This is a genomic window from Aquirufa sp. TARAVU-A1A (assembly GCF_054558675.1).
Window position 1 is genome coordinate 238968 of sequence record NZ_JBPXKP010000003.1, and the last position, 24807, is coordinate 263774.

Below are 24807 nucleotides of genomic sequence, written 5' to 3' on the forward strand. Positions count from 1 at the left end.
TCAGCAAATAATTCTCTTAAAAACCTGATGCACAACCCGATGGATGAGCAGCAAAATAAAGAAATTTGGGTGATTTGTTAACAGAAACGTTTACGACATTGAAACGTTGTGCAATACTACATCAGAGTTCGCGGATTGTCAAGCATTATTTCCGCTTTTTCATCCAAATTATCAATTAACGCATTTTTTCAGGACATTACTCACAGAATTGCCCCTTGTTTCGTAGTTTTACACACAAGATGCCAAACACAAATTCAGCTAACAATCTTCTGATCAATGCCTTAAGCGAACGAAAAGACGCGGGGCTGTTGCGTGCGCTGGTGGATGTGGATCAACTGACCGACTTCTGTTCGAATGATTACTTGGGACTCGCGAAAGACCGTGCATTAGCTAAGCAAATTTCGGATAACTTTAGTACCTGGGAATCTATGCAAAATCCGGAAACTCCTGTAAATGGGTCTACGGGTTCGCGCTTAATTTCAGGTAATCATAGCTATATCGAGGCATTCGAAAAATCATGTGCACGAATGCATCAAGCAGAGGCATCACTGCTTTTTAGCTCCGGGTTTGAAGCAAATTTGGGGTTTATCGCTTCCTTGGCTCAAAAAGAACATGTTATCTTCTGCGATAAATTATTGCATGCGAGTTTAATTGATGGCCTCCGTTTGGCACCGGCGGAACGACGCATCTTTAAACATAATGACCTAAAGGATTTAATTCATTTATTGAAGCAATATCCCAAAGAAACCATCAAATGGGTGGTCGTCGAGTCGATCTACTCCATGGATGGCGATATCGCTCCACTGAAAGAATTGATCGAACTCAAATCAACTTATAACTTTGAACTCATCGTAGACGAAGCCCATGCGGGCGGAGTTTATGGACCACAAGGCGCAGGTTTGTGTGTGGAATTAGGCATTCAGGATTCCACTTTTGCCCGGGTGCTAACCTTTGGCAAAGCCTGGGGAAATGCTGGCGCGGTCGTGCTAGGTTCCGAGGCGCTTCGCTCCTACTTGATTAATTTCGCCCGACCGTTCATCTATTCAACCGCTCCTACGCCGCATCATGTGTTGAGTTTAAACACGGCGATGGACTATGTTGCCAAAGCAGATGAACAACGAAAAGCACTATACGACAACATCATTCACTTCAAAAGTTTACAAACTTCGGAACATTGGGGCGACAGTCATACCGCCATTCAAACCTTTTTTGTCACAGGCAATGAAGCGGTTCGTGCAAAAGCTGCCAAAGCTCAAGCTGCAGGTTTTGCCGTAAAACCTATCGTATTCCCTACGGTCCCGAAAGGAAAGGAACGCATTCGCATAACCCTAACGGCGACGACTTCTTGGACCGAGATGCAAAAACTCATTCAAACACTTGAATCCAATGCCTAAGCAATACATCATCGCCGGAATCGGTACAGAGATTGGCAAAACTGTTTGCTCAGCAATCGTAACGAAAGCCTTGCAAGCCGATTATTGGAAACCCGTGCAAGCTGGGAATTTGCTTGATGGAGATGCGTATTGGATCCAACAATGGGTTCCGGGAACGCATGTTTTTGCGTCTACTTATGAATTGCAAAATCCCCTTTCTCCGCATACCGCCGCGGAATTGGATGGAATTCGCATTGAACTAAATGCCTTTCATGTACCAGAGACAGCACAAAATTTAGTGGTTGAGTTAGCCGGCGGAATTATGGTTCCGTTAAACGACCAACAAACGAACCTGGACTTAATTCAGCATTTAGGTCTTCCTGTTATTATTGTGAGTAAAAACTACTTGGGAAGCATCAATCATACCCTGTTGACCTTTGAAATTTTAAAATCCCGAAACATTCCGATGGCCGGAATTATCTTCAATGGCCAAACAAATGCGTCTGGAGAAGCGTTTATTGTGAAACATACGGGCTTGCCTGTTTTGTTACGTGTCAACGAAGAAAAAGAAATTAACCCTAGCATTATTGCGCATTATGCCGAATCATTCCAACGCTAATTTATCCCAACGAGATGCCGCGGTTATTTGGCATCCCTTCACCCAACATCAAATCGAACCCATTTCGATTCCGATCACGCATGGGAAAGGAGTCTATCTTTATGATGCGGAAGGAAAAAAATACATCGATGCGATTTCGTCCTGGTGGGTGAATATTCATGGCCATGGACATCCGTATTTGGCAGAAAAAATATACGAGCAAGCGCTAAAATTAGAGCAAGTGATTTTTGCTGGCTTCACGCACGAACCTGCGATTCAATTATCCGAACGATTATTGGGGCATCTACCTGACAATTTCCAAAAGGTTTTTTTCTCAGACAATGGCAGTACAGCTGTGGAAGTTGGGATTAAAATGGCCTTGCAATTTTTCCATAATCAAGGCCAAACGCAAAAGCGCAAAATCATTGCCTTCGAAGACGCCTACCATGGAGATACTTTTGGAGCCATGAGTTTGGGTTCTCCCAGTGCCTTCAATGCACCTTTTCAGGATATGTTGTTTGAGGTAGAATTTCTACCGAGCCCTTGTGATGCGGATGCTTGCATTGCCGCGATGCGCGAGAAAATGAATCACGCGAATGAATATGCGGCCTTCATTTTTGAACCCTTAATTCAAGGAGCAGGTGGCATGAAAATGTATGCTCCAGAAACATTGGATGCATTGATTTCGATTGCACATGAAAACCAAGTGCTTTGCATTGCCGATGAAATCATGACGGGTTTCGGTCGGACGGGAAAATGGTTCGCCATGGACTATTTGACCCATAAACCAGATATAGCATGTTTCTCCAAAGGCCTCACAGGAGGTATGATGGCGATGGGAATTACCACTTGTTCGAACGAATTATTTGATACCTTTTTGTCCGACGACCGGAAGAAAACACTTTTCCATAGCCATTCTTTTACGGCGAATCCCATGGCTTGTGCGGCAGCGTTGGCCAGCATGGATTTAATGGAGCAATCGGAAACCTGGGAAAATATTGCGCGCATTGAGGCGAGTCACCGCGCTTGGAAATTAACCCAGGAAGGCCATTCCGTCATTCAACACATACGCATCCAAGGAACAATCATCTCTTTTGAGCTTGCGGTAGGTGAATCCAATGGATATATGCATTCCATCCGGGATCGTGCTTATCAGTATTTCATCAAAAAAGGGGTCCTCATGAGACCCCTCGGCAATACCTTATACATCCTAGCTCCTTACTGCATTAGCAATGAAGAGCTTAGCTTAATTTATTCGGAAATCGAAAATTTTGTAGCGGAATTAGTTGGCTAATTTCGTGGATTGCCACGAGACCATTTGCCAGCGCCCCGACTCAAAAACAAAAACATCCGTAAATCGTATTTTTACCGGAGTTTCTTTCCCATCGGCATTTAGGTTCACCAAATTGATCACTCCCGTATTAATACCCGTTTTACCATAAACGCGCGTTTGCATTTCAGCAGCTTGAATAGAAACGTAGCTCGATTTTCCAGAGAATATAGAAGCGATATAGGATTCTTTATTATCTGTATTTCCTCCGGAATGGTGATAAACTAAATCTTTGTGCAATACGGCTTCAAGCCCAGCACGGTCTTTGGCAATCATCACCTTAAAACGCCCCAATTCAGCATCTTTAAGTGATTCCACCGTGGGTTTTTGAGCAAAAATTTGAAATGTCAGCAAGGCCAACAAGCATAATATTGCGTTTTTCATAGCTAGTATTTTTTCATTAAATACGCACTTGCTTGATTTCTACTCAATTAGGCTCCAAAATTATCCTGAAAAATTCCTACATTTAGCCTACAAAATTGGCATGATGACCTATTTCTGGACTTATTTGCTCTTGGGCTTTCAACACATATTGAATTGGCAAGCCGTCGACCATTTATTATTTATCCTGGCGATTACCTGCATTTTCACTTGGTCTGATATCAAGCACGTGCTTTGGTTGGTAACCGCCTTTACCATCGGTCATTCGGTAACATTGGCATTGGCCACTTTAGGTTGGGTATCCATCAATCCTACGTGGATTGAGTTCTTAATCCCGTGCACGATTTTAATTTCAGCCCTTCGCAATTTGAATTTCAAGGATTCTGTTCGGCAAAATTCTTCCAAATTACCTTACATCACGGTTTCATTTTTTGGCCTTATCCACGGATTAGGCTTCTCCAATTATCTTCAAAGTCTATTAGGGAAAGAATCATCCATTTTCACTCCCCTTTTGGCTTTTAATCTAGGCTTAGAATGTGGTCAATTAATTGTGGTTGCGATCATCCTATTCATCACGACAGCCCTGATGAGTTTTACCCGCTTTAAACGAATTCACATGGTCTATGTTATTTCGGGAATCATTATCGGATTGGTGTTACCCATGTTCGTTGAACGCATCCCATAAAAAAAGCCCAACATTTCTGCTGGGCTTTCCATGATTTTACAAAGACTAAAAATCTTCGTCCATCGAAAATGACATCGAATCTTTATCAGCCATAACGCCTGATTTTTGATATTCAGCCACACGCTTTTCGAAGAAGTTGGTTTTCCCTTGCAAGGAAATCATCTCCATGAAATCGAATGGATTCGTAGCATTGTAATGCTTCTTGCAACCTAAAGCAACCAATAAACGATCGGCAACGAATTCGATGTATTGACACATCAATTCTGCATTCATACCAATTAATGAAACAGGCAAGGCAACCGTTACGAATTCTTTTTCAATTTCAACCGCGTTCAAGATGATCTCGTAAATACGCTCTTGAGAAATTTTATTTTTGATGTGATCCGTGTACAATAAACATGCAAAATCACAGTGCAAGCCTTCATCACGGGAGATCAATTCATTCGAGAATGATAAGCCAGGCATCAAGCCGCGCTTCTTCAACCAGAAAATCGAACAGAATGAACCCGAGAAGAAAATACCTTCTACCGCTGCAAAAGAAATTAAGCGCTCTACAAAGTTTGGACTTTCAATCCATTTCAATGCCCAATCTGCTTTTTTCTTCACACAATCAATCGTCTCAATGGCACGCAACAAACGATCTTTTTCTTTAGGATCTTGGATGTAAGTGTCGATCAACAAGGAATAAGTCTCCGAGTGAATATTTTCCATCATGACCTGAAAACCGTAAAAGCATTTGGCTTCTGCGTATTGAACCTCCTTCAAGAAATTATTCGCCAAGTTTTCATTCACGATACCATCGGATGCCGCAAAAAAGGCCAAGACATGAGAAATGAAATGACGTTCTCCATCATTCAATTTCTTCCAATCCGACAAATCTTGTTGCAAATCAATCTCTTCAGCTGTCCAGAAAGACGCTTGCGATTGCTTGTAAAATCTCCAGATATCATCGTGCTTGATCGGGAATAAAACGAAACGATTTGGGTCCTCAACTAATAGAGGTTCAGGTAAAAGTGCTTTTGACATGTGAATAATAAATGAGTTCGAAATTAAGAATTTCTTGTTGATAATCGTCGAATACTAAGACAATATTTTAGGCCAAATTGTTTTAAAAAAATTAAAAGAAAAATCCACCTACTTGGACAACCAAGGCAGAGCCATATGGAGACGCTTTTGTAGCAGAATAATTCAAATCATACATCACATTTAAATTGATTCCAATCTTAGATCCAATACCGATTCCCACTAAAACTGGATTAGAATATGCATAGGTAGGGTTAGTCATATCACTGAAATTTTCCACTTGCGCCGTAAGAAAACTTTGTCCTAAAAGTGCCGACAAGGCGGGAACATATTGACGAACAAATATCCGCTCCCCGATTAAATTAGTTGCCGCGTAACCGCGATAAGCATAATACTGATAAGTCATCCCTAGGCCGACAATCGTTGTATTCGTAGCCATATAGCCAGCCATCGGTGAAAGACCAATGCTAGTAGGATTACCAAAACTCAAACCCGAAATTCCACCTCCAAAATGCAAACGCTCCCGAAAGCTCAAATCACGCACATCAGGTTCTACATCCAAGTCCCCGCGAGCGCCTTCTTCAGCAATGACAACCGGGTCTTGCGCAAGGCAATTAAAACTCAACGAGCAGAATAAAATAACAAAAAATAAGTAAGTCGATTTCATATTATCAAGTTGTTGGAAAGCAAAAAAAAACATTCCCGCTAACTTAGCTTTGGCAAACCTTCAAGGATTGCCAAAGCTAGGGGTTGGGTTTGTCAAAATTAAAGGATAATTTTGAGATATGAGTTCTCCCGCACCCCAAGATTTCGAAAATCTAGATCCCAAAAATCACATCATTATCAAAGGTGCCCGCGTACACAATCTAAAAAATGTGGACGTTGCCATTCCTCGAAATAAATTGGTCGTCGTAACGGGCTTATCGGGTTCAGGAAAATCATCACTTGCCTTTGACACGCTTTTTGCAGAAGGCCAACGGATGTACGTGGAAAGCCTAAATTCCTATGCGCGCCAATTCTTAGGCCGCATGGAAAAGCCGGCCGTGGATTACATTCGAGGGGTCGCTCCTGCGATCGCGATTGAACAAAAGGTCAATACCAAAAATCCCCGCTCAACCGTAGGGACTACAACCGAAATATACGACTACCTCAAATTACTCTTTGCCCGCATTGGCAAAACGATTTCACCCGTGTCTGGCCAAGAAGTAAAAAAGGATTCCGTATCAAATATTGTAGATTGGATTGTTTCACACGACCAACAAAAGGTCTTGATTTTAGCCCCTTTGTTGAATCACCCGGAAAGATCACTTTTGGAGGAATGCCAATTACTCATTCAAAAAGGATATACCCGACTGAAATTTGAATCCGAAATTTTGGATTTAGAGGAGCTCGTAGAAGACGAGGTAAGCTTAAAGAAGCTAACAAAAAAACGGAATGAAATCGCCATTCTCATTGACCGCTTAATTGCGAACGATGAAGAAGAAACCATTTTCCGACTAGGCGATTCGGTTCAAACCGCCTATTTCGAGGGCGATGGTGTTTGTTGGGTCGAAATACAAGACCAAAAACGCAAAAGCTTTTCCAATAAATTCGAATTAGACGGCATGGCCTTTGAAGAGCCTAGCCTGAATTTATTCTCGTTCAACAATCCTTACGGTGCTTGCCGGAACTGCGAAGGTTACGGAAAAGTATTAGGCTTAGATCCCGATTTAGTCATCCCAGATCACGATTTATCCGTTTATGAAGGTGCGATTGCCCCTTGGCGCAGCGAGCGCATGAGCGATTGGTTGCATCCTTTGTTGCGAAATGGGATTCATTTCGACTTTCCGATTCACCGCCCCTACAAGGATTTAACGGAAAAGGAGAAGCAATTGCTTTGGAAAGGAAATAAATACTTTGCTGGTTTAACCCAGTTTTTCGATCACCTCGAAAAAGAAACCTATAAAATTCAATACCGCGTCCTACTTTCACGTTACCGTGGCAAAACCAATTGCCCGGAATGTCAGGGTTCTCGTTTACGCGGCGATGCCGGTTATGTCAAAATTGATGGCGCGTCCATCATCGACATGGTGCTTTGGCCCATTTCAAAGGTCAAAGATTTCTTTGACAAATTATCCCTGAGCGAAACCGATACAGCCGTTGCGAAACGTATCCTCATCGAAATCAAAAATCGATTGGATTACATGAATCGCGTAGGATTGGGCTATTTGACCTTGAACCGTTTGACTTCTACCCTATCTGGTGGTGAATTCCAACGCATCAAATTGGCCACATCTTTAGGAAGCGCCTTGGTTGGCTCGATGTACATCCTCGATGAACCGAGTATCGGTTTACACCCGCGCGACACGGAAAGACTCATCTCCGTATTGGAAATGCTCAAATCGATGGGCAACACGGTCATCGTCGTCGAACATGAAGAGGACATCATGCGTGCAGCGGATCAGATAATTGATATTGGTCCAGATGCGGGAAGACATGGTGGCCAACTGAGTTTTCAGGGAAACTTGGCCGAAGCGTTATTAGATACAACGACCGACAGCCACACCTTGCGGTTTTTACAAGGCAAAGACACGATACAAGTTCCGAGTTTCCGAAGAAAGCCTTTGGCTCATATTGAAATCAAAGGAGCGAGTGAAAATAACTTAAAAAATATCGATGTCAAGATTCCTTTGGGCATCATGACCGCGGTGACAGGTGTTTCCGGTTCCGGAAAATCGACCCTAATTCGTAAAATTTTATACCCGGCTTTGTTAAGAAATTTACAATTAGGCACGGAGGAAACGGGACGATTCCGCGAATTAGGCGGTAGTACCAATAAAATTGCGAGCATTGAAATGGTGGACCAACAGCCCATCGGAAAATCTTCGCGTTCTAATCCGATTACCTACATCAAGGCTTATGACGCGATTCGTGCCTTGTTTTCAGAATTACCTTTGGCCAAAACCCGTGGTTACAAACCTGCTCATTTTTCATTTAATGTGGAAGGTGGCCGATGCGAAACTTGTCAAGGCGAAGGGGAAATCACCATTGAGATGCAATTCATGGCCGATATTAAATTGACCTGCGAGTCATGTAACGGCCAACGATTTAAGCAAGAAATCTTGGACATCAAATTCCAAGACAAACACATCGCAGACATTTTGGACATGACGGTGGAGGAAAGCATCCCCTATTTCCAAGAAAAAGCGCCCAAGATTGCTGAGAAAATTGACCCGCTCTTCCAAGTGGGATTAGGTTATATCAAACTAGGTCAATCGTCAAATTCGCTTTCGGGCGGAGAGGCCCAACGAGTTAAATTAGCTAGCTTTTTAGGCAAAGGAAATGGAAACAAAGGTAAAACGCTTTTTATCTTTGATGAACCTACCACAGGATTGCACTTTCATGACATCAAAAAATTATTGAAAGCGATGAATGATTTGGTGGAGCAAGGTGACACGGTCATCATCATCGAACATAATATGGAGGTGGTAAAATGTGCCGACCATATCATTGACCTAGGTCCAGAAGGCGGCGAAAATGGCGGAAATTTAAGTTTCGAAGGAACACCCGAGGCGATGTGTGCATTGAAGGATAACAACCCGACGGCCCATTATTTAAAACAAAAAATGTAAATCCATGATTGCAGACGGACTCATGCAGGCATTACCCAACCAATTGCAAAGTATTTTGCGAGGGTACCAGCATATCCTACCCGAATTATTGATTGCCGCCTGGATTCTTATTAGCATCATAGGAGATCTATTTTTAGTAGGAGGGAAAGAAAAAAGCGGACGCGCTTGGCGCTATTTATTAGCCCAAGTGGGGCTCATTATAGGAACCGTGCTGGCATACCAACGGATGAAATACGGAACCGAAGGCTTTGTTTCCTTTCATATGCTTTGGGTAAATCCGGGCGCAAACGCCATTAATTGCTTGATTTTGGCGATCGGTTTCGTCATCATTAGTATTAATCAATACCAACAAAAACCCTTCTCATTTGAAGAAAAAATTGGCTTTTTTTCCATTTTATTGGGATCGCTGCTGACAAGTTTAAGCATACATTTTCTGAGTATTTTCTTGAGTATCGAACTGATGTCCTTGGGGACCTATCTTTTGGTAGGATTACGCAAAGACAAAGAAGGAGTCCGTGCGGCATTGCCTTACGTGTTGTTCGGTATGGGAACTTCAGCTATGTTATTATATGGCCTTTCGTTGATTTATGGACTTACTGGAACAATGTTAATTTTAGATCCTGCCTTTAGCAGGGGCTTGGCTACAGCAGATCCATTTTTAGCGGGCACGGCTTTGGCAATGGTGGGAACTGGAATTTTATTCAAGATGTCTTGGGTACCTTTTCACCCTTGGAGTCCCGATGTGCTAGAAAGTTTACCTGCCAGTTGGATGAGTTGGATTTCTACAGCTCCTAAAATCGCAGTAGCTTGGTTGGGCATCCGGCTCGTCCATTTTGTACCTGTTTCCATGCTAGACGTCATTGCTCTATTGGCAATCGGCACATTACTCGTTGGAAATTTAGGTGCACTGAGCCAATACAATGCCAAACGTTTGGTGTCCTATTCCAGCATTGCGCATGGTGGATTCTTGGCCATGGCTTGGTTGATGCCCGCGGAACAAGGTGTCGACAATATTTTATTCTATAGCTTGGTATATAGTTTAAGCACGATATTGGTCTTTTTCATCTTGGACGAAGTGGAATCTAGCAGCTATCAAGCAAATGATATGCAGCTTTGGGGGGGCTTTGGACAAGCTTATCCGGTACGCGCTGCAAGCTTACTCATTGGGTTTATCGCATTAGTCGGATTGCCTCCTGCGGGAACATTTATAGCTAAGGTCAACTATTTCAGTCAATTATGGGAAAAGTACCAAATGTCAACTTCCAATTCCATCTTGGCATTATTGCTTATCGCGGTCATGATGACAGCGGTATCGATCTATTATTACCTACGCATTCCTTTCCAGATGTACTTTAAAAAAGGAGCGGCCATTCATCCAGCCGACAACCTTAAAAACAACTGGATTTATTTGGTTTTGACATGCGCAATTATTGCTTGTATGCTCTTCCCTACGCTAATTTATACGATTTGGAAAGCCTAGATTAAAAAAACAAAAAATAACATTTGTAGCTCATAATATTTAGCTAATTTTGGGCTGATTTTTAGCCAAAACCCACACCCCCAATGTCTGAATCCATCAAGCACGAATGCGGAATTGCACTGATCCGTTTGCGAAAACCTTTTCAGCACTACTTGGACAAGTACAAAACACCGATGTATGGCTTAAACAAGCTTTACCTCATGATGGAAAAGCAAGTAAACCGGGGACAAGATGGGGCTGGCGTCGCAAACATCAAGATTAATGTTAAACCGGGAAGTCGCTACATCAGCCGCTACCGTTCCGTAGAACCACAAGCCGTGGCAGACATCTTCGGTAAAATCAACAAGAAATTCAGAAAAGCACAAAAACTTGCCAAAGAAACCAAACGCGAAACAGGCCTTGATGCCGTGCATGATGCAGATTGGTGGCAAGATAACGTAGCCTTCACTGGGGAGGTTTTACTAGGCCATTTGCGCTATGGAACGCATGGTCAAAACGAAATTGAAAACTGTCATCCGATGCTTCGCCAAAACAACTGGCGCAGCAGAAACTTGGTTATGGCAGGTAATTTCAACATGACCAATGTGGACGATTTGTTCGACAAATTGGTTTCCTTAGGTCAACATCCCAAAGAAAAGGTGGATACGGTGACCGTGATGGAAAAGATTGGTCACTTCTTGGATGAAGAAAATCAACGCCAATTTGGGAAGTTTAAAGATCAATACGAGAATCCAGAATTATCCGATGTCTTAGCAGCTAATATCGATTTAAAACGCGTATTAGAGCGTTCATGCAAAGATTTTGATGGTGGCTATGCCATGGTAGGAATGACTGGTTATGGTGCTTCTTTTGTAGCACGTGACCCAGCGGGAATTCGCCCCGCCTATTATTACATGGACGAAGAAGTAGTTGTCGTGGCTTCTGAAAAGCAAGCGATCAAAACTTCATTCAATTGTGCATACGATCAAATTCAAGAAATTACACCCGGCCATGCCTTGATTATTGCCATGGACGGATCCGTACAGGAAGTTCCTTTTATCGACCGCATCGAACAAAAATCATGTTCGTTTGAACGTATTTATTTCTCGCGCGGCTCGGATCCGGATATCTACCGTGAGCGTAAAAAATTAGGCCGTTTATTGATTCCTCAAATTCTTAACGAGGTTCAACAAGACTTAAAACACACCGTTTTCTCATACATTCCAAACACCGCTGAAAGTGCTTTTCTAGGCATGATTGATGGTTTAGAAGATCATTTAGCCAAAGAACGCAAGCAAGCGATCATGGAAGGGATTCTGTTTGAAGACCAGTTGGAAGAATTATTAACATTCCGTCCGCGTGTTGAAAAATTGATTTCCAAAGATGTCAAAGTGCGCACCTTCATTGCAAGTGATGCCATGCGTGACGACATGGTTTCGCATGTATACGACACGACTTACGAGGTAATCGAGAAGAACGTGGACTCTGTCGTTTTAATTGATGATTCGATTGTGCGTGGCACGACGTTGGAAAAGAGTATTTTAAGCCTTTTGGATAAATTATCGCCGAAGAAAATCGTTATCGTTTCTTCTGCGCCACAAATTCGTTACCCGGATTGCTATGGCATCGACATGTCCAAAATGAAGGAATTTGTCGCATTCCGCGCAGCTTTGGCCTTATTAAAAGAGCGAAATTTAGAGCATATTTTAGATGAAGTAAACTTGAAATGTTTGTTGGCCCTCGAAAATGGAACGGCAACTCAAGAGAACTTTGTGAAAGCGATTTATGCGCCATTTACCGACCAAGAAATCTCGGATAAAATTGCTGAAATTGTTAAACCGAAAAACCTACAGGCGGAATTATCGATTGTCTACCAAACCGTGGAGAATCTAAATATCGCTTGTCCGAACCACTTGGGGGATTGGTATTTCACAGGGAATTTCCCTACACCGGGTGGAAATCAGGTAGTGAACAAATCATTCGTAAATTTCATGAAGGGAATTGAGGTAAGGGCTTATTAGTAAATCACTAATACACCTCCTCTTTCTGTCAATGTACCTCGTTCCGGATAATCCAAAGATTCATATTGGAGTTGCCAAACGTAGGACTCTTGTGGTACGCGTGTTCCATTCACTTTGCCGTCCCACACAAATTCGGGGCCTTTGCTCGTGAATAACAATTCTCCCCAGCGATTGAAAATTTGCAAGCCTACTATTTTCGCGCGTAAGGGGTTTTTGGGCTGAGGCATAAAGGTATCATTCTTTCCGTCGCCATTAGGTGTAAAAACATTGGGCGTCAATAAGGTAGGTTCACATTTATCAGATACCACGAAGGTATGATTGATGCTACAGTTATCCAGATCCGTAATGCGTACTGTGTAGTTTCCGGCTTGCGTGACACGAACTTTATTCTGCGTGCTCAACACAGATCCCCCAAAAGTCCATTCGAATTTTAAATCAGTTGTTGGCCCGAACAACTGCAAATCGAAGGGTTTGGGACTATCCATACAAATTGAATATGTATTTGAAGGGATAAAGTTTTTAACTTCCAGAAAATTCACTTGCGAATTCAAGTTAACGGAACATCCTGTTTTTGTATCCCCTAGTAACAAATTCACTTTACCTCCAGGTGCTTTGATATTTGCTGTAGGTGTTTTATCACCATTACTCCATTGATATACCAAACTGGAGCTTGTTGGAGTTGCTGTCAAAGCCAAAGGAACACTAGCCGGATTGCATTTAAAAAACTTATTAATTTCAGTCACGATACTCGTAGGTTTTATAACTTGAATATCAAATTCTTGAGCATCCAATAGGAAATCTTTAATGCAACTGTTACTTATAGAGGCAGTGATGACATATTTACCGGATGTAGGAAAATCATATTTGAGCTCATTACCTACATAAGTATAAATAATCGTAGTAAGTGGATCTAAAGGAACCATAATACCATTTTTATCAGGAATAGGATTAACAACTGAGTTGTAAATTTTCCACTCAATCTTATCATTATTAAGCGGATCACACAACTTTTGATCAATTGTGAATTTGAACACGGTACCATCACAAGTCGGCCCACTAATTGATGGTGGACCTGTAGGAGAATTGGGTACAGGCAAATTAGGTGGTAAACCTAACTGGGTTGTCACTCCCGCGGGAAAAGTTACAGCATTCCGAATAAACTTAGGTCTATTCAATGGATCTGGATCTGTATTTAATCCATTCGTCATTGAAATTTTCCCTAATGTATTACTCCCTTCAAATGACACAAATATGACTGTATTATATACTGGATCCATTTGCAAGGCGCCAATCTTATCAAGTGAGGAAAAAATAACCGATTTTGTTGCTAAAATTTTTGTAGGATCCTTTGAAGTGAGATCAAACTGCCAAATTTCCGAAGGAATGGAAACCCCATCTCCTTGCATAGATACATACAATAAATTGCTATTGGTTGAAAACTCTACACCATAAACTTGAGGCATTGGCTTTCCTAGTTGAATATTATAATCGAATGTCGATTTACCTGTTATCGGATCTAACGTATATAAATCAATACTACTCATATTTAAATCAGGAAGCGTAACTGCCATTTTGGTCCAATCATAATTAGATTTTGTTGTACCAGAAGCCCCTGCACTTTTTGTAAATGCTTTACCCCCTTTTGAACTTGTAGAAGCTGTAATCCCGACCTCAGAAACTTTATATGTCAGTAAATCTCCAGATTGTACATCTTGAGCAACTAGCCAATAATAACCCTGACCACCTTGAAGTGCAATAAGTTTGGAAGTGACTGGAGTTGGATTCAGCAGTTGATTAATGACAGAAATCCCCCCCTTTCCTCCATTAAGTTTCATATCAACGATGGAATAATAAACCAAATTATCTCCGGCAGTGTTCTTACCTAAGGTAAATACATAGTATTCAGACTGGCAACCTTTGCAAGCAGTTTTAGGTATAATAGTCACACCTTGGGAATTTGTTATGTCGGCATTGAGACTTTTACTCGGATCAGAGTATAGAATTGGCTGATTAAATTTATCAAAGATATGTACGCCGTCTGTGTAAAATATAAGGCCATTAGCAATAGTAGGGTCTTCCATCTTAGCAACACCATTAGGGACATTTGTCTTTCCAGGAATTGGTACTGGATTATCAGCGGATCCTTGAAATTGTATTGCAGCACCCGTTCCCATAGCCATCACCTTAGAGCTTTTAATTACATTCTGATCTGGGTCACGTTCACCACAAATCTTTACTTGCATTTTGGCTTCTACACTGCATCCCGAATTTGGGTCAGTGACTTTAACAGAATAGCAGCCTGACTTTGTAAGTGAGATATTATCTGTGATTTCGCCATTTGGATACCAATTTACGTTAATTGGGAAATTGGGTTTGCCTACTTTCTCAAACGCTTTCAGTTCTAACTTTTGGCCATTACATATTGTTATTGATTCTTCATTTTGATCCTTTCCCAAGTATATATAGGGTAACTGGCCTACTTTGATCGTCTTTTTGATTGGAGTTGGATTCGAACTAAGCTTTAATGTAACCACCTTATCCCCAGGAGTGCAGTACAAATGAGTACCAGTACGATTAGTAGATGTATTATCTGGAGTACCCGGCTCACCAAAATCCCATAAATAAGTCGTCCCAACGGGCATATTAACATCCAAGTCAAAAACCGTCCCCATATCTGCCGTTTTTTTGGCACAATCAATGCATTGAGTAATGCAATTATTGCGAACAATAATATTTTGCCCCTTGGTGATAAAATTCACCCCGATCAACATACAAAAAATGAAAATGCTCCGAAGCATAGGTTTTGGGTCAGGTCGTACAAATTAACGCATTTTATTGGTTTTTGTAAAGCGAAGACCTAAATTGCGGGGCTATAATGAGCGGTATGAAAAAAAGCTTAGCCATTTTCGTGTTTCGCCTAATCTGTGTTTGCCTTCCATTCTTGGGACAAGCACAGGATCCGCAATTGTCCCAATTCTACTCTGCCCCACTTCTGATATCACCGGCGTTTGCGGGGATCAACAGTACGTCAAAAGTTAATTTCAATTACCGGAATCAATGGCCTAATTTGGAGGCCAACTACCAATTTACCTCTTTTTCGGCCGATTTAAGCATTGGGAGCATCAATAGTGGCGTGGGGATTATCGCTACGACCGACAAGCAATTTGCCAATCTAAAAACTACTAGTTTAGGCCTTCAATATGCCTACCACATCGATTTAAGTCCTGATCAGACGCTCTCGTTGGGAATGCAAGGTACCTATGTCAATCGAGGGTTGGACATGAGTAATTTAATTACGGGGGATCAAATCAATAATTTCCTGAATTCGGGAAGTTTAGGTACTAGTAGTGATCCCTTGTTATCCAATATGAATAACCAACGATCCTATATGGACCTCAGCGTTGGGGGCTTATTAAACACCCGAAATTATTGGTTCGGGTTCTCCGCACACCACCTAAATCAGCCAAATAAATCCTTAATATCCTCCACAGAGGAACTTTTGGCAACGAAATTCAGTGTGCAAGTAGGAACGAAAATCATCCTGCAAGAGAATTTCTATGAGGCAGATTCCTATGAGGACCGAAACAACGAAAAGAGCATCAGCCCGGTTATCCATTATAAGCAACAAGGCGATTTTCAGCAATTGGATATGGGCGCTTATGTCACCTGGTCACCCATGGTCTTCGGCCTTTGGTACCGTGGAATCCCAATTGCGAAATCAAAAATAGGCACACCCAATCGAGAATCGATTGTTGCACTACTGGGATATAAACAGGATAATTTCTCTATCGGGTACTCCTATGATGTGACCTTGTCGGCATTAGGGCCTGCGGCAGGAGGAGCCCATGAGTTGTCCATAGCTTATTTATTTGATTTCGACTTTTCCTTGAAAAAACCCTTTGTCAAGTGGAAGCGAAACCTTTCGTGTCCAAAGTTTTAATTTGAAAGGATAGTCATAAAATTTTACCTTTACTGAAATATTGAAAGCACATGATGCAGTTTAAAATAAACCTTAGTCCCCTACTCACTCGAATCGCCTGCATCCTATGCCTGCTTTTTTCACATGCGGGTATGGCTCAGTTCAACTTAGGGATCAAACGTAATGTTGACGACCTTTCAGATTCAGAAGTGAAACTTTTCATGGATAAGGCTCAGGCAAGCGGCATGTCGGAAAGCGATATTGAAAAAGCAGCCTTAACGCAAGGATATACCTCTGCAGATATTGCCAAAATGCGTGAGCGTATGGCCACTATCCAAACTCCGGCGTCAGAAGCTAGTAACAAATCAAAAAATCAAGAGGTTTCCAGTAGCGATGAAAGCAGAAGTGTTAAAACCTTTGTAATCAATAATCCTGCACGAGTAAATCAGCCTATCCTGCATGAAAGCCCCTTAAATTTGGAGGAACGCAAATTACTTGCTAAACCCTTGGATATTTACAATGATAGTCTTGTAAATCAATACAATAATTTACAGAAACGCGTTGCAAATTCGCTCGACAAGAAGATTTTTGGAGCCAGCCTATTCCAGAATGATAAACTCACATTTGAGCCGGATATGCGGATTGCAACACCAAAAAATTATCAATTAGGACCTGATGATGAATTAGATATCCATATTTTCGGGGATGTTTTAGACAATTTCAAAGTAACGGTTAGTCCTGAAGGCACAGTTAAAATCCTAAACCTAAGTCCCATTTATGTAAATGGATTATCAATCGATGCCGCAGGGGAACGTATCATCAGCAGATTGCGTCAGCTTTATCAAGGCTTGAATAAACCAGGAAGTGGCTCATCTGCTCAAGTAACACTCGCAGGCGTACGAAGCATTAAGGTTATTTTAACTGGCGAGGTAAACTTCCCAGGATCTTATACGGTATCTTCTTTGGCAACCGTATTTAACGCCTTGTATTTAGCAGGAGGTCCCAATCGCAACGGATCCTTCCGAAACATCCGCGTTATCCGAGGAAATAAGGTCATTCGTACACTTGACTTATATGACTTCTTATTACGTGCAGATCAAAAAGACAACATTCACCTAAACGACCAAGACATTATCCGTGTGGGCGATTATGAAAATCGTGTAGAACTTAACGGCGAAGTAAAACGCCCCTACATCTACGAAATGGTCAAAGGGGAAAGCTTCAAAGACCTATTGCGTTATGCAGGAGGCTTCACTGAAAAAGCCTATACCTACACAATCAATGTGCGCAGAAACACCTCAAGAGAGATTAAATTACTGAATATCAGTCAAGATGAGGTGGACACATTCCTACCAAACAATGGAGATGTTTATACCGTAGGTACCATCATTGAACGCTACGAAAACCGCGTAGAGGTGCAAGGTGCTGTTTTCAGACCGGGCAATTACGCGATCGAAGCAGGGTTGAATACCGTGAAAGATCTTATTAAAAAATCAGAGGGACTACGGGAAGACGCCTTTTTGAACCGGGCTACATTGACCCGTCGGAAAGAAAATTATGATCCCGAAGTGATATCCCTAGATTTAGGAAAAATATTACGCGGAGAGGCAAGCGACATCAGTCTACAACGCGAAGATGTTTTGCAAGTCTACTCAATCAATAATCTACGCGAAAAACGCTATGTCAACATCGTGGGAGAAGTGAATGCACCTGGTGAATTTGAATACAAAGAGGGCATGAAAGTTGCCGATTTAATCTTACAGGCCAAAGGCCTAAAAGAATCCGCAAGTTATGCGAATTTAGAATTAGCGCGCCGCATCATCACACATGGTACAACCGACCCTAAAGCTTCAAAAATTGAAATCATCAGCTTTGCCATTGATGGCAGTTTGAAAATTGCCAATGATGGAAATCAAATCGCATTGCAACCCTTTGACATTATTTCGATTCGTCGGGCACCCAACTATGAAGAACAACGATCTGTAAAAATCGTCGGAATGGTTAATTTCCCAGGTTCTTATGCGATTGAAAATAACCAACAACGCATCTCGGATTTGATCAAACGAGCGGGGGGATTACGGACAGAAGGGTATTTAGAAGGAGGTAAATTAATTCGGGGAACGATGACAGTCGGGGTGAATTTAAAAGAGATCCTCGAGAATCCTGAATCCCAAGAAAACCTCCAATTAATGGCGGGTGATGAGTTAACAATCCCAAGATTATTACAAACAGTCAAACTGACGGGTGCGGTTCAAAACCCACTAGCCGTAAGTTATAAGGAAGATTTTTCGTTAAAGGAATACATTGCTGAAGCGGGAGGATATACAGTCAATGCGAACCGCAAAAAAATGTATGTAACCTATGCGAACGGCGTTTCGAATCAAATTCGAAAGTTCCTTATTTTCAAGAAAAACCCTCGAATCGAACCCGGTTCAGAAATTGTCATTCCTGCATTTCCAGAGAATCGCAAGAAAGGGCTAACGCCCGCCGAAGCAATCGGATTAACGTCTAGCTTAGTTTCTGTTTCGATTGCCATTATCACATTGATTAACAACATCCCGAAGTAAACAGCCAAGCGACATGAACGAACAAAACGTCCCCCAGCCTATTCATTCGGATGAAATTGCAATCAATTTTTCTGAAATATGGAATGCCATTGTCAAGTATAAACTAACCATTTTACTTGTCACGCTAATCTTTACTGCATTAGGTGCTCTTTTTTCGCTAACACTGGATAGTGAATATGAAGCGCAAGTAAAATTATTACCTGAAGTTGATTCAAAATTAGGTGGCTCTTCCAGCAGTGGAGGATTAGGAGGATTATCCTCTTTGGCAGGATTAGCAGGCATCAACTTAAATGGTGCGATGGCAGGAGCCGATGCCATCCAACCAGCCATGTACCCAGAAATTGTCCAAAGTGTTCCTTTTTTACTCGAACTAAGTCAATCGCAAGTTTACAATTTGAGACAAAAAAAGTTTATTAAATTGGCCGACTATCTCAAACAGGATAATTCAAATGCCCCAATACCAATCTTCAAGAAAGACAAAAGTAAAGCAGCCAATGACCTTGAAAACATCAGTGTTCCTCAAGGAGTTTTAAGTTCGGATTTAATCAATATCTCGAAACAAGAAACTACCGCGTTAAAAGAATTAAGAGAAGCCGTGTCTGTGGAAGTCGACAAGAAGAATAACCTAATCAAAATCACGGCAAACACGGAAGACCCGGTCGTGTCGGCAAATTTGGCGAATCTCGTATTAACCCAATTACGTAAATACATCATTCAATACCGTACTGAAAAAGCACGCAAGGAACTAAGCTTTTTGATAGACCGACAAGTCGAAGCGCGTAAACGCTATGACCAAGCCCTTTTCACACTATCGAACTACAAAGACCAGAATCGAAATGTATTTTTGAATGTGGCCAAAGATCAAGGTAAAAAGCTGCAATATGAAGTTGATTTAGCTTTTAATGTGTATTCTAATTTAACGAATCAAACGACGGAGGCTAAAATTAAATTACAGAAAGAGACACCTGTATTCAAGGTATTAGAACCCGCCCAAATCCCATTAAAACGTTCAAGCCCGAAACGGACACTCATCACAGCGGGATCACTATTATTAGGACTATTTACCGCATTAATTGGGGTGTTTTTTAAGACAGCCAACGTGCGTGAACTACTTGCATAAAAAAAGCTGTCCGTCGATTGACGGACAGCTTTTACGTTTAATTACGCTCCTCTTATTTCAAGGTACGTTTTACTTCTTTCATTTCGTAGCACTCTAAGTTGTCGCCTACCTCTAGATCATTGAATCCTTTGATCGACATACCACATTCGTAGCCAAACTTCACCTCAGCCACATCGTCTTTGAAACGCTTCAAGGCTGAAATCTCACCGTCGTGAATCACAACGAAGTCACGAATAACACGAATCTTATGTGCACGCTTCACCGTTCCGTCCAAGACATAACATCCTGCAACTGTACCGATTTTCGAAATCTTAAATACATCACGCACTTCGATGTTCGCCGTAACAACTTCTTCAAACGAAGGAGCCAACATACCTTCCATAGCCGCCTTGATTTCATCAATCGCTTGGTAGATAATCGAATAGTTACGAATCTCAATTTGCTCTGCATCCGCCATACGACGCGCATTCTGCGAAGGACGCACTTGGAAAGCAATAATCACCGCATCTGATGTAGAAGCTAAAGCCACATCCGACTCAGAAACCTGTCCAACACCTTTATGAATGATACGTACTTGAACCTCTTCCGTCGATAATTTCAATAGGGAATCCGAAAGGGCCTCCACTGAACCATCCACGTCACCTTTCACAATCACGTTCAATTCACGGAATGTACCAATCGCCTTCCGACGACCAATTTCCTCCAAGGTAATGTGCTTACGGGTACGCAATGATTGCTCACGTAAAATCTGCTCACGCTTGTTGGCAATCTCACGCGCCTCACGCTCGTTCTCCAAACAGATCAATTTATCACCTGCTTGTGGAGCACCATTTAAACCTAGTACTTGTACTGGCGTAGATGGGCCTGCTTTTTTAATCTTATTTCCGTGGTGGTCAAACATGGCTTTCACACGACCGTAATTGTCGCCTGCTAACATCATGTCACCTACGTGCAAGGTACCGTCTTGAACCATCATCGTGGTAACATATCCACGACCCTTATCTAATTCCGCCTCGATAACAGAACCGATAGCTTTCTTCTTAGGATTGGCTTTTAACTCAAGCATTTCAGCTTCTAACAATACTTTTTCAAGCAAGTCATTGATACCTAAACCTGATTTAGATGAAATTTCTTGGCATTGGTATTTACCACCCCAATCTTCCACCAACATATTCATGGTCGCTAATTCTTCACGAACTTTATCCGTGTTGGCACCATCTTTATCCACTTTCGAGAATGCAAAGACGATTGGAGCACCCGCAACCATCGCGTGGTTAATTGCCTCCTTCGTTTGTGGCATGACCGAGTCATCCGCTGCGATCACAATAATAACGATATCCGTTACCTTCGCACCACGTGCACGCATCGCCGTAAAGGCTTCGTGACCCGGAGTATCTAAGAACGTAATTTTCTTACCTGATTCGGTTTCTACAGAATATGCACCAATGTGCTGTGTGATTCCACCGGCTTCACCTGCAGTTACTTTTGACTTACGGATATAATCCAAAAGGGATGTTTTACCGTGGTCAACGTGACCCATGATGGTTACGATCGGAGCACGAGGAACTAAATCCGCTGGATCATCTTCCACCTCTTCTTCCACAGCGTCGATTTCCTCTTCCGCTGAAATGAAGTTGACTTCGTATCCGAATTCATCCGCAATAATCGTAATCGCTTCCGCATCCAAACGCTGATTGATCGAAACGAACATACCCAAACTCATACAAGTTGAGATAACTTCATTCACTGAAACATCCATTAAAGAAGCTAAGTCACTCGCAGAAACGAATTCCGTTACCTTCAATACTTTTGCTTCTTCATCTTCAGCCATTTGGCGTGCCTCTTCCGCATCCGCACGTTCACGACGTTTTACACGACGCTTATCTGCACCAAAACTTTGCTTATTTGTCGCACCTTGCAAGCGCGCCATCGTAGCCTTGATTTGCTCTTGAATATCCTTGTCAGAAAGTTCCTCACGAGGTCCTCCTGGCTTAGCTCCCGGAGCAGGCTTTTTACCAAAATCCTTTTTATTATTAGCCGCATTCGGATTAGGCCGTTGTTCGTTCACAACTGGCTTTTTCTCCTCCTTAACGATACGCTTACGCTTATGTTTGTTATGGCTATCGCGGCCATTGTCTACAGGTAATTCAATCTTACCTAGAACGGTTAAACCTTTTAAAGTTTCCCCTTTGGCCTCGATCAATTGAATATCTTCTACGACAGGAGCCTCTGGCGCTGCTTCTGGCGTAACGATTGCCTCCACAGGCGCAACAGGAGTTTCCACAACGGGCTTCTCCTCCACAACGGGTTCTGGAGCTTTCTCCACAACGGGCTCGGGTTTCGGTGCTGGTTTTGGAGGGACTGGATTGCCCTTTTTGTCCAAATCGATTTTACCTAAAACCTTTAGGCCAACTTGCTTTTCAGCTACAGGTTCCGGCGTTTCTTCCTTCACCTCAGGTACTGCAGGAGCCACTTCTTTCACAGGCTCTGGAGTAACTTCTACTACAGCAACCGGCTCAGGCTTCTTCTCCTCAACCACGGGAGCTGGCACGACAAGCTCCTCAACAGGCTTTTTAGGAGCCTCATCTGTTGCCAACAAATGGTTTGCACCATATTCTGCTGCCAACAAACTCAATTGCTCGAAATTAAGCTTTGCATTCGGGTTGTTATCGACTTTATGTCCTTTAGCAGAAAGAAACTGTAGGATCGTAGACGTTCCTATGTTTATTTGCTTTGCTACAAGACTTAATCGCATTGTCTTCTCTTCTGCCATATAAATTACTAAATACTTATGCTTTCAATTTAAAATTCTTACTCGATACAGCGCATGTGTTACTCAAACTCAGAACGTAAAATAGCTAAGATCTCCTCAATGGTTCCCTCTTCTAATTCCGTTCTACGCTCTAATTCTTCTTTAGATAAAGCCAACACTTGCTTCGCTGTATCCAATCCAATTTTGTGAAGCTCATCCAAAATCCAAGCCTCAATTTCATTGGAGAATTCTGTCAATTCTACATCCTCATCATCCATCTCCTCTTTCGGTACATCACGGAATACATCAATCTCGTATCCAACTAATTTACCTGCCAATTTGATGTTTTGACCTCCACGACCAATCGCCATAGAAACCTGATCTGAATTCAAATAAACCGAAATACGACGACGCTCTTTGTCAATAGCCATCGAATTTAACTTCGCTGGGCTCAACGTACGCGCCACCAATAATTCTAAATTATCTGTGTAATTAATTACATCAATGTTTTCATTCTGCAATTCGCGAACAATGCCGTGAATACGTGAACCTTTCATCCCCACGCAAGCTCCTACAGGATCAATGCGATCGTCAAATGACTCAACAGCCACTTTCGCACGCTCACCTGGTTCACGAACAATCTTACGAATCGAAATCGTACCATCGTAGATTTCTGGAATTTCTTGCTCGAATAAACGCTCCAAGAATACCGGAGAAACACGTGATAAAATGATACGAGGCGTACCATTTGACATTTCAACTTTATGAATGACTGCACGAATCGTCTCACCTTTCTTGAAACGATCTTTAGGAATCATTTCGCCTTTTGGTAAAACCAATTCATTGTCTTCGTTATCTAACAAGATCAACTCACGACCTAAAATTTGATATACTTCAGAAGTTACTAACTCCCCTACCAAATCCTTATACTTATCATGTAAGCCTTCTTTCTCGATATCTTTGATACGTTGAATCAAGGTTTGACGAGCAGTTTGAACCACTCGACGACCAAAATCCTCTAGTTTGATCAATTCAGCTACCTCCTCACCAATCTCAAAATCCGGCTCGATCAACTTAGCTTCCGCCAAAGGTATTTTATCAAAATCCCAAATATCTTCTGAGTTATCGTCCACGATTTCGCGCGTACGCCACATCTCTAAGTCTCCACTTTCGGGGTTGATAATGACATTGAAATTTTCATCGGAACCGAATTTCTTGCGAATCATCGTACGAAAAACCTCTTCCAAAACCGAAATCATAGTCGGTTTATCAATGTTCTTCTCCCGAGCAAAATCTGAAAATGACGAAATTAATTCAACACTGTTCATTGCTATCCTTACGTTTTTTTATTGAAATGAAACTTGTACTCTTATTTTATCTATCGCTGACAAACCAAACGTCGTTGGCTCCTTCGCTACTACTTTACGATGCTTTACCGTCTTCTCCGTCAACACCTGAATCGAATCTGCCGTGTGCCCCTGCAAGGTTCCCATAACGGTTTCCCCATCCTTCAACCACACTTTTACCGTACGACCCGCATTCTTTTCAAACTGCCAACCCTGCGTCAAAGGGAAATCCAATCCTGGCGATGAAACTTCTAAATTATAGGCTTCTTCAATCCAAAGATTCTCCTCGATGTGATGGGCCAACTTCCGGCTCATCAATGCGCAAGCATCAATGGTAATCCCTTCCATGGTATCCACAAGAATTGTCACTAACGAACGTTTGAGCCCCTTACTTATCGACAAATCCACTAAAAATATAGGACCATCACCGATATACTCTTGAATCCAACCGTTAATCTTCGTTTTTAAATCTTCCATCAATACCTTGAAAACAAAAAGAGGGATTAAAAACCCCTCTTCTTTCTTAAATTTCCTTGGCAAAGGTAGGCAAATTTTTCCAAAATGCAACATATCAGCATAAAGTAGCTAATATCAGATTATACAAATGCTCATTTTGTCCAAA

Annotated in this window: 17 protein-coding genes; 10 read left to right on the top strand and 7 right to left on the bottom strand. The window is 41.9% G+C overall.

Annotation, left to right across the window (positions count from 1 at the left end; all coding sequences use genetic code 11):
• Positions 1-239: 239 nt before the first annotated feature.
• The 3 genes from V7S75_RS05520 to bioA are packed head-to-tail and all read left to right on the top strand — an operon-like array spanning position 240 to position 3265.
• Positions 240-1394, top strand: coding sequence for an aminotransferase class I/II-fold pyridoxal phosphate-dependent enzyme (locus V7S75_RS05520; protein ID WP_459512050.1), 1155 nt, complete (start codon positions 240-242; stop codon positions 1392-1394).
• On the top strand, positions 1387-1992 hold the full coding sequence (gene bioD / locus V7S75_RS05525) for a dethiobiotin synthase (protein ID WP_459512052.1): 606 nt from the start codon (positions 1387-1389) through the stop codon (positions 1990-1992). The genes V7S75_RS05520 and bioD overlap by 8 nt, the downstream gene beginning before the upstream one ends.
• Complete coding sequence (bioA, locus tag V7S75_RS05530) at positions 1925-3265, top strand: adenosylmethionine--8-amino-7-oxononanoate transaminase (protein WP_459512053.1); 1341 nt, start codon at positions 1925-1927, stop codon at positions 3263-3265. Before bioD ends, bioA begins: the two co-directional genes overlap by 68 nt.
• Here the strand turns inward: bioA and V7S75_RS05535 are convergent.
• A complete protein-coding gene (locus V7S75_RS05535; protein ID WP_459512055.1) occupies positions 3254-3685 on the bottom strand; it encodes a nuclear transport factor 2 family protein in 432 nt (143 codons plus the stop codon). The genes bioA and V7S75_RS05535 overlap by 12 nt on opposite strands.
• A gap of 100 nt (positions 3686-3785) precedes the next feature.
• Between V7S75_RS05535 and V7S75_RS05540 the strand changes: the two genes are divergently transcribed.
• Entirely contained in the window at positions 3786-4367 is a 582-nt protein-coding gene (locus V7S75_RS05540) for a HupE/UreJ family protein (protein WP_459512057.1), read from the top strand.
• A gap of 45 nt (positions 4368-4412) precedes the next feature.
• On the opposite strand, the gene V7S75_RS05545 is transcribed toward V7S75_RS05540, so the two are convergent.
• Positions 4413-5393, bottom strand: coding sequence for a ribonucleoside-diphosphate reductase small subunit (locus tag V7S75_RS05545; protein ID WP_459512059.1), 981 nt, complete (start codon positions 5391-5393; stop codon positions 4413-4415).
• Positions 5394-5484: 91 nt separating this feature from the next.
• Complete coding sequence (locus V7S75_RS05550; RefSeq protein ID WP_459512061.1) at positions 5485-6057, bottom strand: hypothetical protein; 573 nt, start codon at positions 6055-6057, stop codon at positions 5485-5487.
• Positions 6058-6175: 118 nt separating this feature from the next.
• Between V7S75_RS05550 and uvrA the strand changes: the two genes are divergently transcribed.
• The 3 genes from uvrA (at position 6176) to V7S75_RS05565 (ending at position 12481) form a co-directional block, all read left to right on the top strand.
• Positions 6176-9001 carry an excinuclease ABC subunit UvrA gene (uvrA, locus tag V7S75_RS05555; protein WP_459512063.1) on the top strand — a complete coding sequence of 942 codons (2826 nt, stop codon included), beginning with the start codon at positions 6176-6178 and terminating at the stop codon, positions 8999-9001.
• 4 nt (positions 9002-9005) lie between these two features.
• The gene (locus tag V7S75_RS05560) at positions 9006-10481 is read left to right on the top strand and encodes an NADH-quinone oxidoreductase subunit N (RefSeq protein ID WP_459512065.1); all 1476 of its coding nucleotides are present in this window, start codon (positions 9006-9008) and stop codon (positions 10479-10481) included.
• An 83-nt stretch (positions 10482-10564) separates the two neighbouring features.
• Complete coding sequence (locus tag V7S75_RS05565; protein WP_459512067.1) at positions 10565-12481, top strand: amidophosphoribosyltransferase; 1917 nt, start codon at positions 10565-10567, stop codon at positions 12479-12481.
• On the opposite strand, the gene V7S75_RS05570 is transcribed toward V7S75_RS05565, so the two are convergent.
• Positions 12478-15279, bottom strand: a complete 2802-nt coding sequence (locus V7S75_RS05570) for a T9SS type B sorting domain-containing protein (protein WP_459512069.1) — start codon at positions 15277-15279, stop codon at positions 12478-12480. The genes V7S75_RS05565 and V7S75_RS05570 overlap by 4 nt on opposite strands.
• 86 nt (positions 15280-15365) lie before the next feature.
• Between V7S75_RS05570 and V7S75_RS05575 the strand changes: the two genes are divergently transcribed.
• Genes V7S75_RS05575 through V7S75_RS05585 form a run of 3 tightly spaced genes read left to right on the top strand, consistent with a single transcriptional unit; the run spans position 15366 to position 20087 of the window.
• On the top strand, positions 15366-16421 hold the full coding sequence (locus V7S75_RS05575; protein ID WP_459512071.1) for a PorP/SprF family type IX secretion system membrane protein: 1056 nt from the start codon (positions 15366-15368) through the stop codon (positions 16419-16421).
• Between the two features lie 50 nt (positions 16422-16471).
• Positions 16472-18967 carry an SLBB domain-containing protein gene (locus V7S75_RS05580; protein ID WP_459512073.1) on the top strand — a complete coding sequence of 832 codons (2496 nt, stop codon included), beginning with the start codon at positions 16472-16474 and terminating at the stop codon, positions 18965-18967.
• 13 nt (positions 18968-18980) lie between these two features.
• Positions 18981-20087: a GNVR domain-containing protein gene (locus V7S75_RS05585; RefSeq protein ID WP_459512075.1), complete on the top strand. Its 1107-nt coding sequence runs from the start codon at positions 18981-18983 to the stop codon at positions 20085-20087.
• A gap of 52 nt (positions 20088-20139) precedes the next feature.
• Here the strand turns inward: V7S75_RS05585 and infB are convergent, their stop codons facing one another.
• The 3 genes from infB to V7S75_RS05600 are packed head-to-tail and all read right to left on the bottom strand — an operon-like array spanning position 20140 to position 24725.
• A complete protein-coding gene (infB, locus tag V7S75_RS05590; protein WP_459512077.1) occupies positions 20140-22860 on the bottom strand; it encodes a translation initiation factor IF-2 in 2721 nt (906 codons plus the stop codon).
• A 59-nt stretch (positions 22861-22919) separates the two neighbouring features.
• On the bottom strand, positions 22920-24167 hold the full coding sequence (nusA, locus tag V7S75_RS05595) for a transcription termination factor NusA (protein WP_459512079.1): 1248 nt from the start codon (positions 24165-24167) through the stop codon (positions 22920-22922).
• Between the two features lie 18 nt (positions 24168-24185).
• Positions 24186-24725, bottom strand: coding sequence for a ribosome maturation factor RimP (locus tag V7S75_RS05600; protein WP_459512081.1), 540 nt, complete (start codon positions 24723-24725; stop codon positions 24186-24188).
• Positions 24726-24807 lie beyond the last annotated feature (82 nt).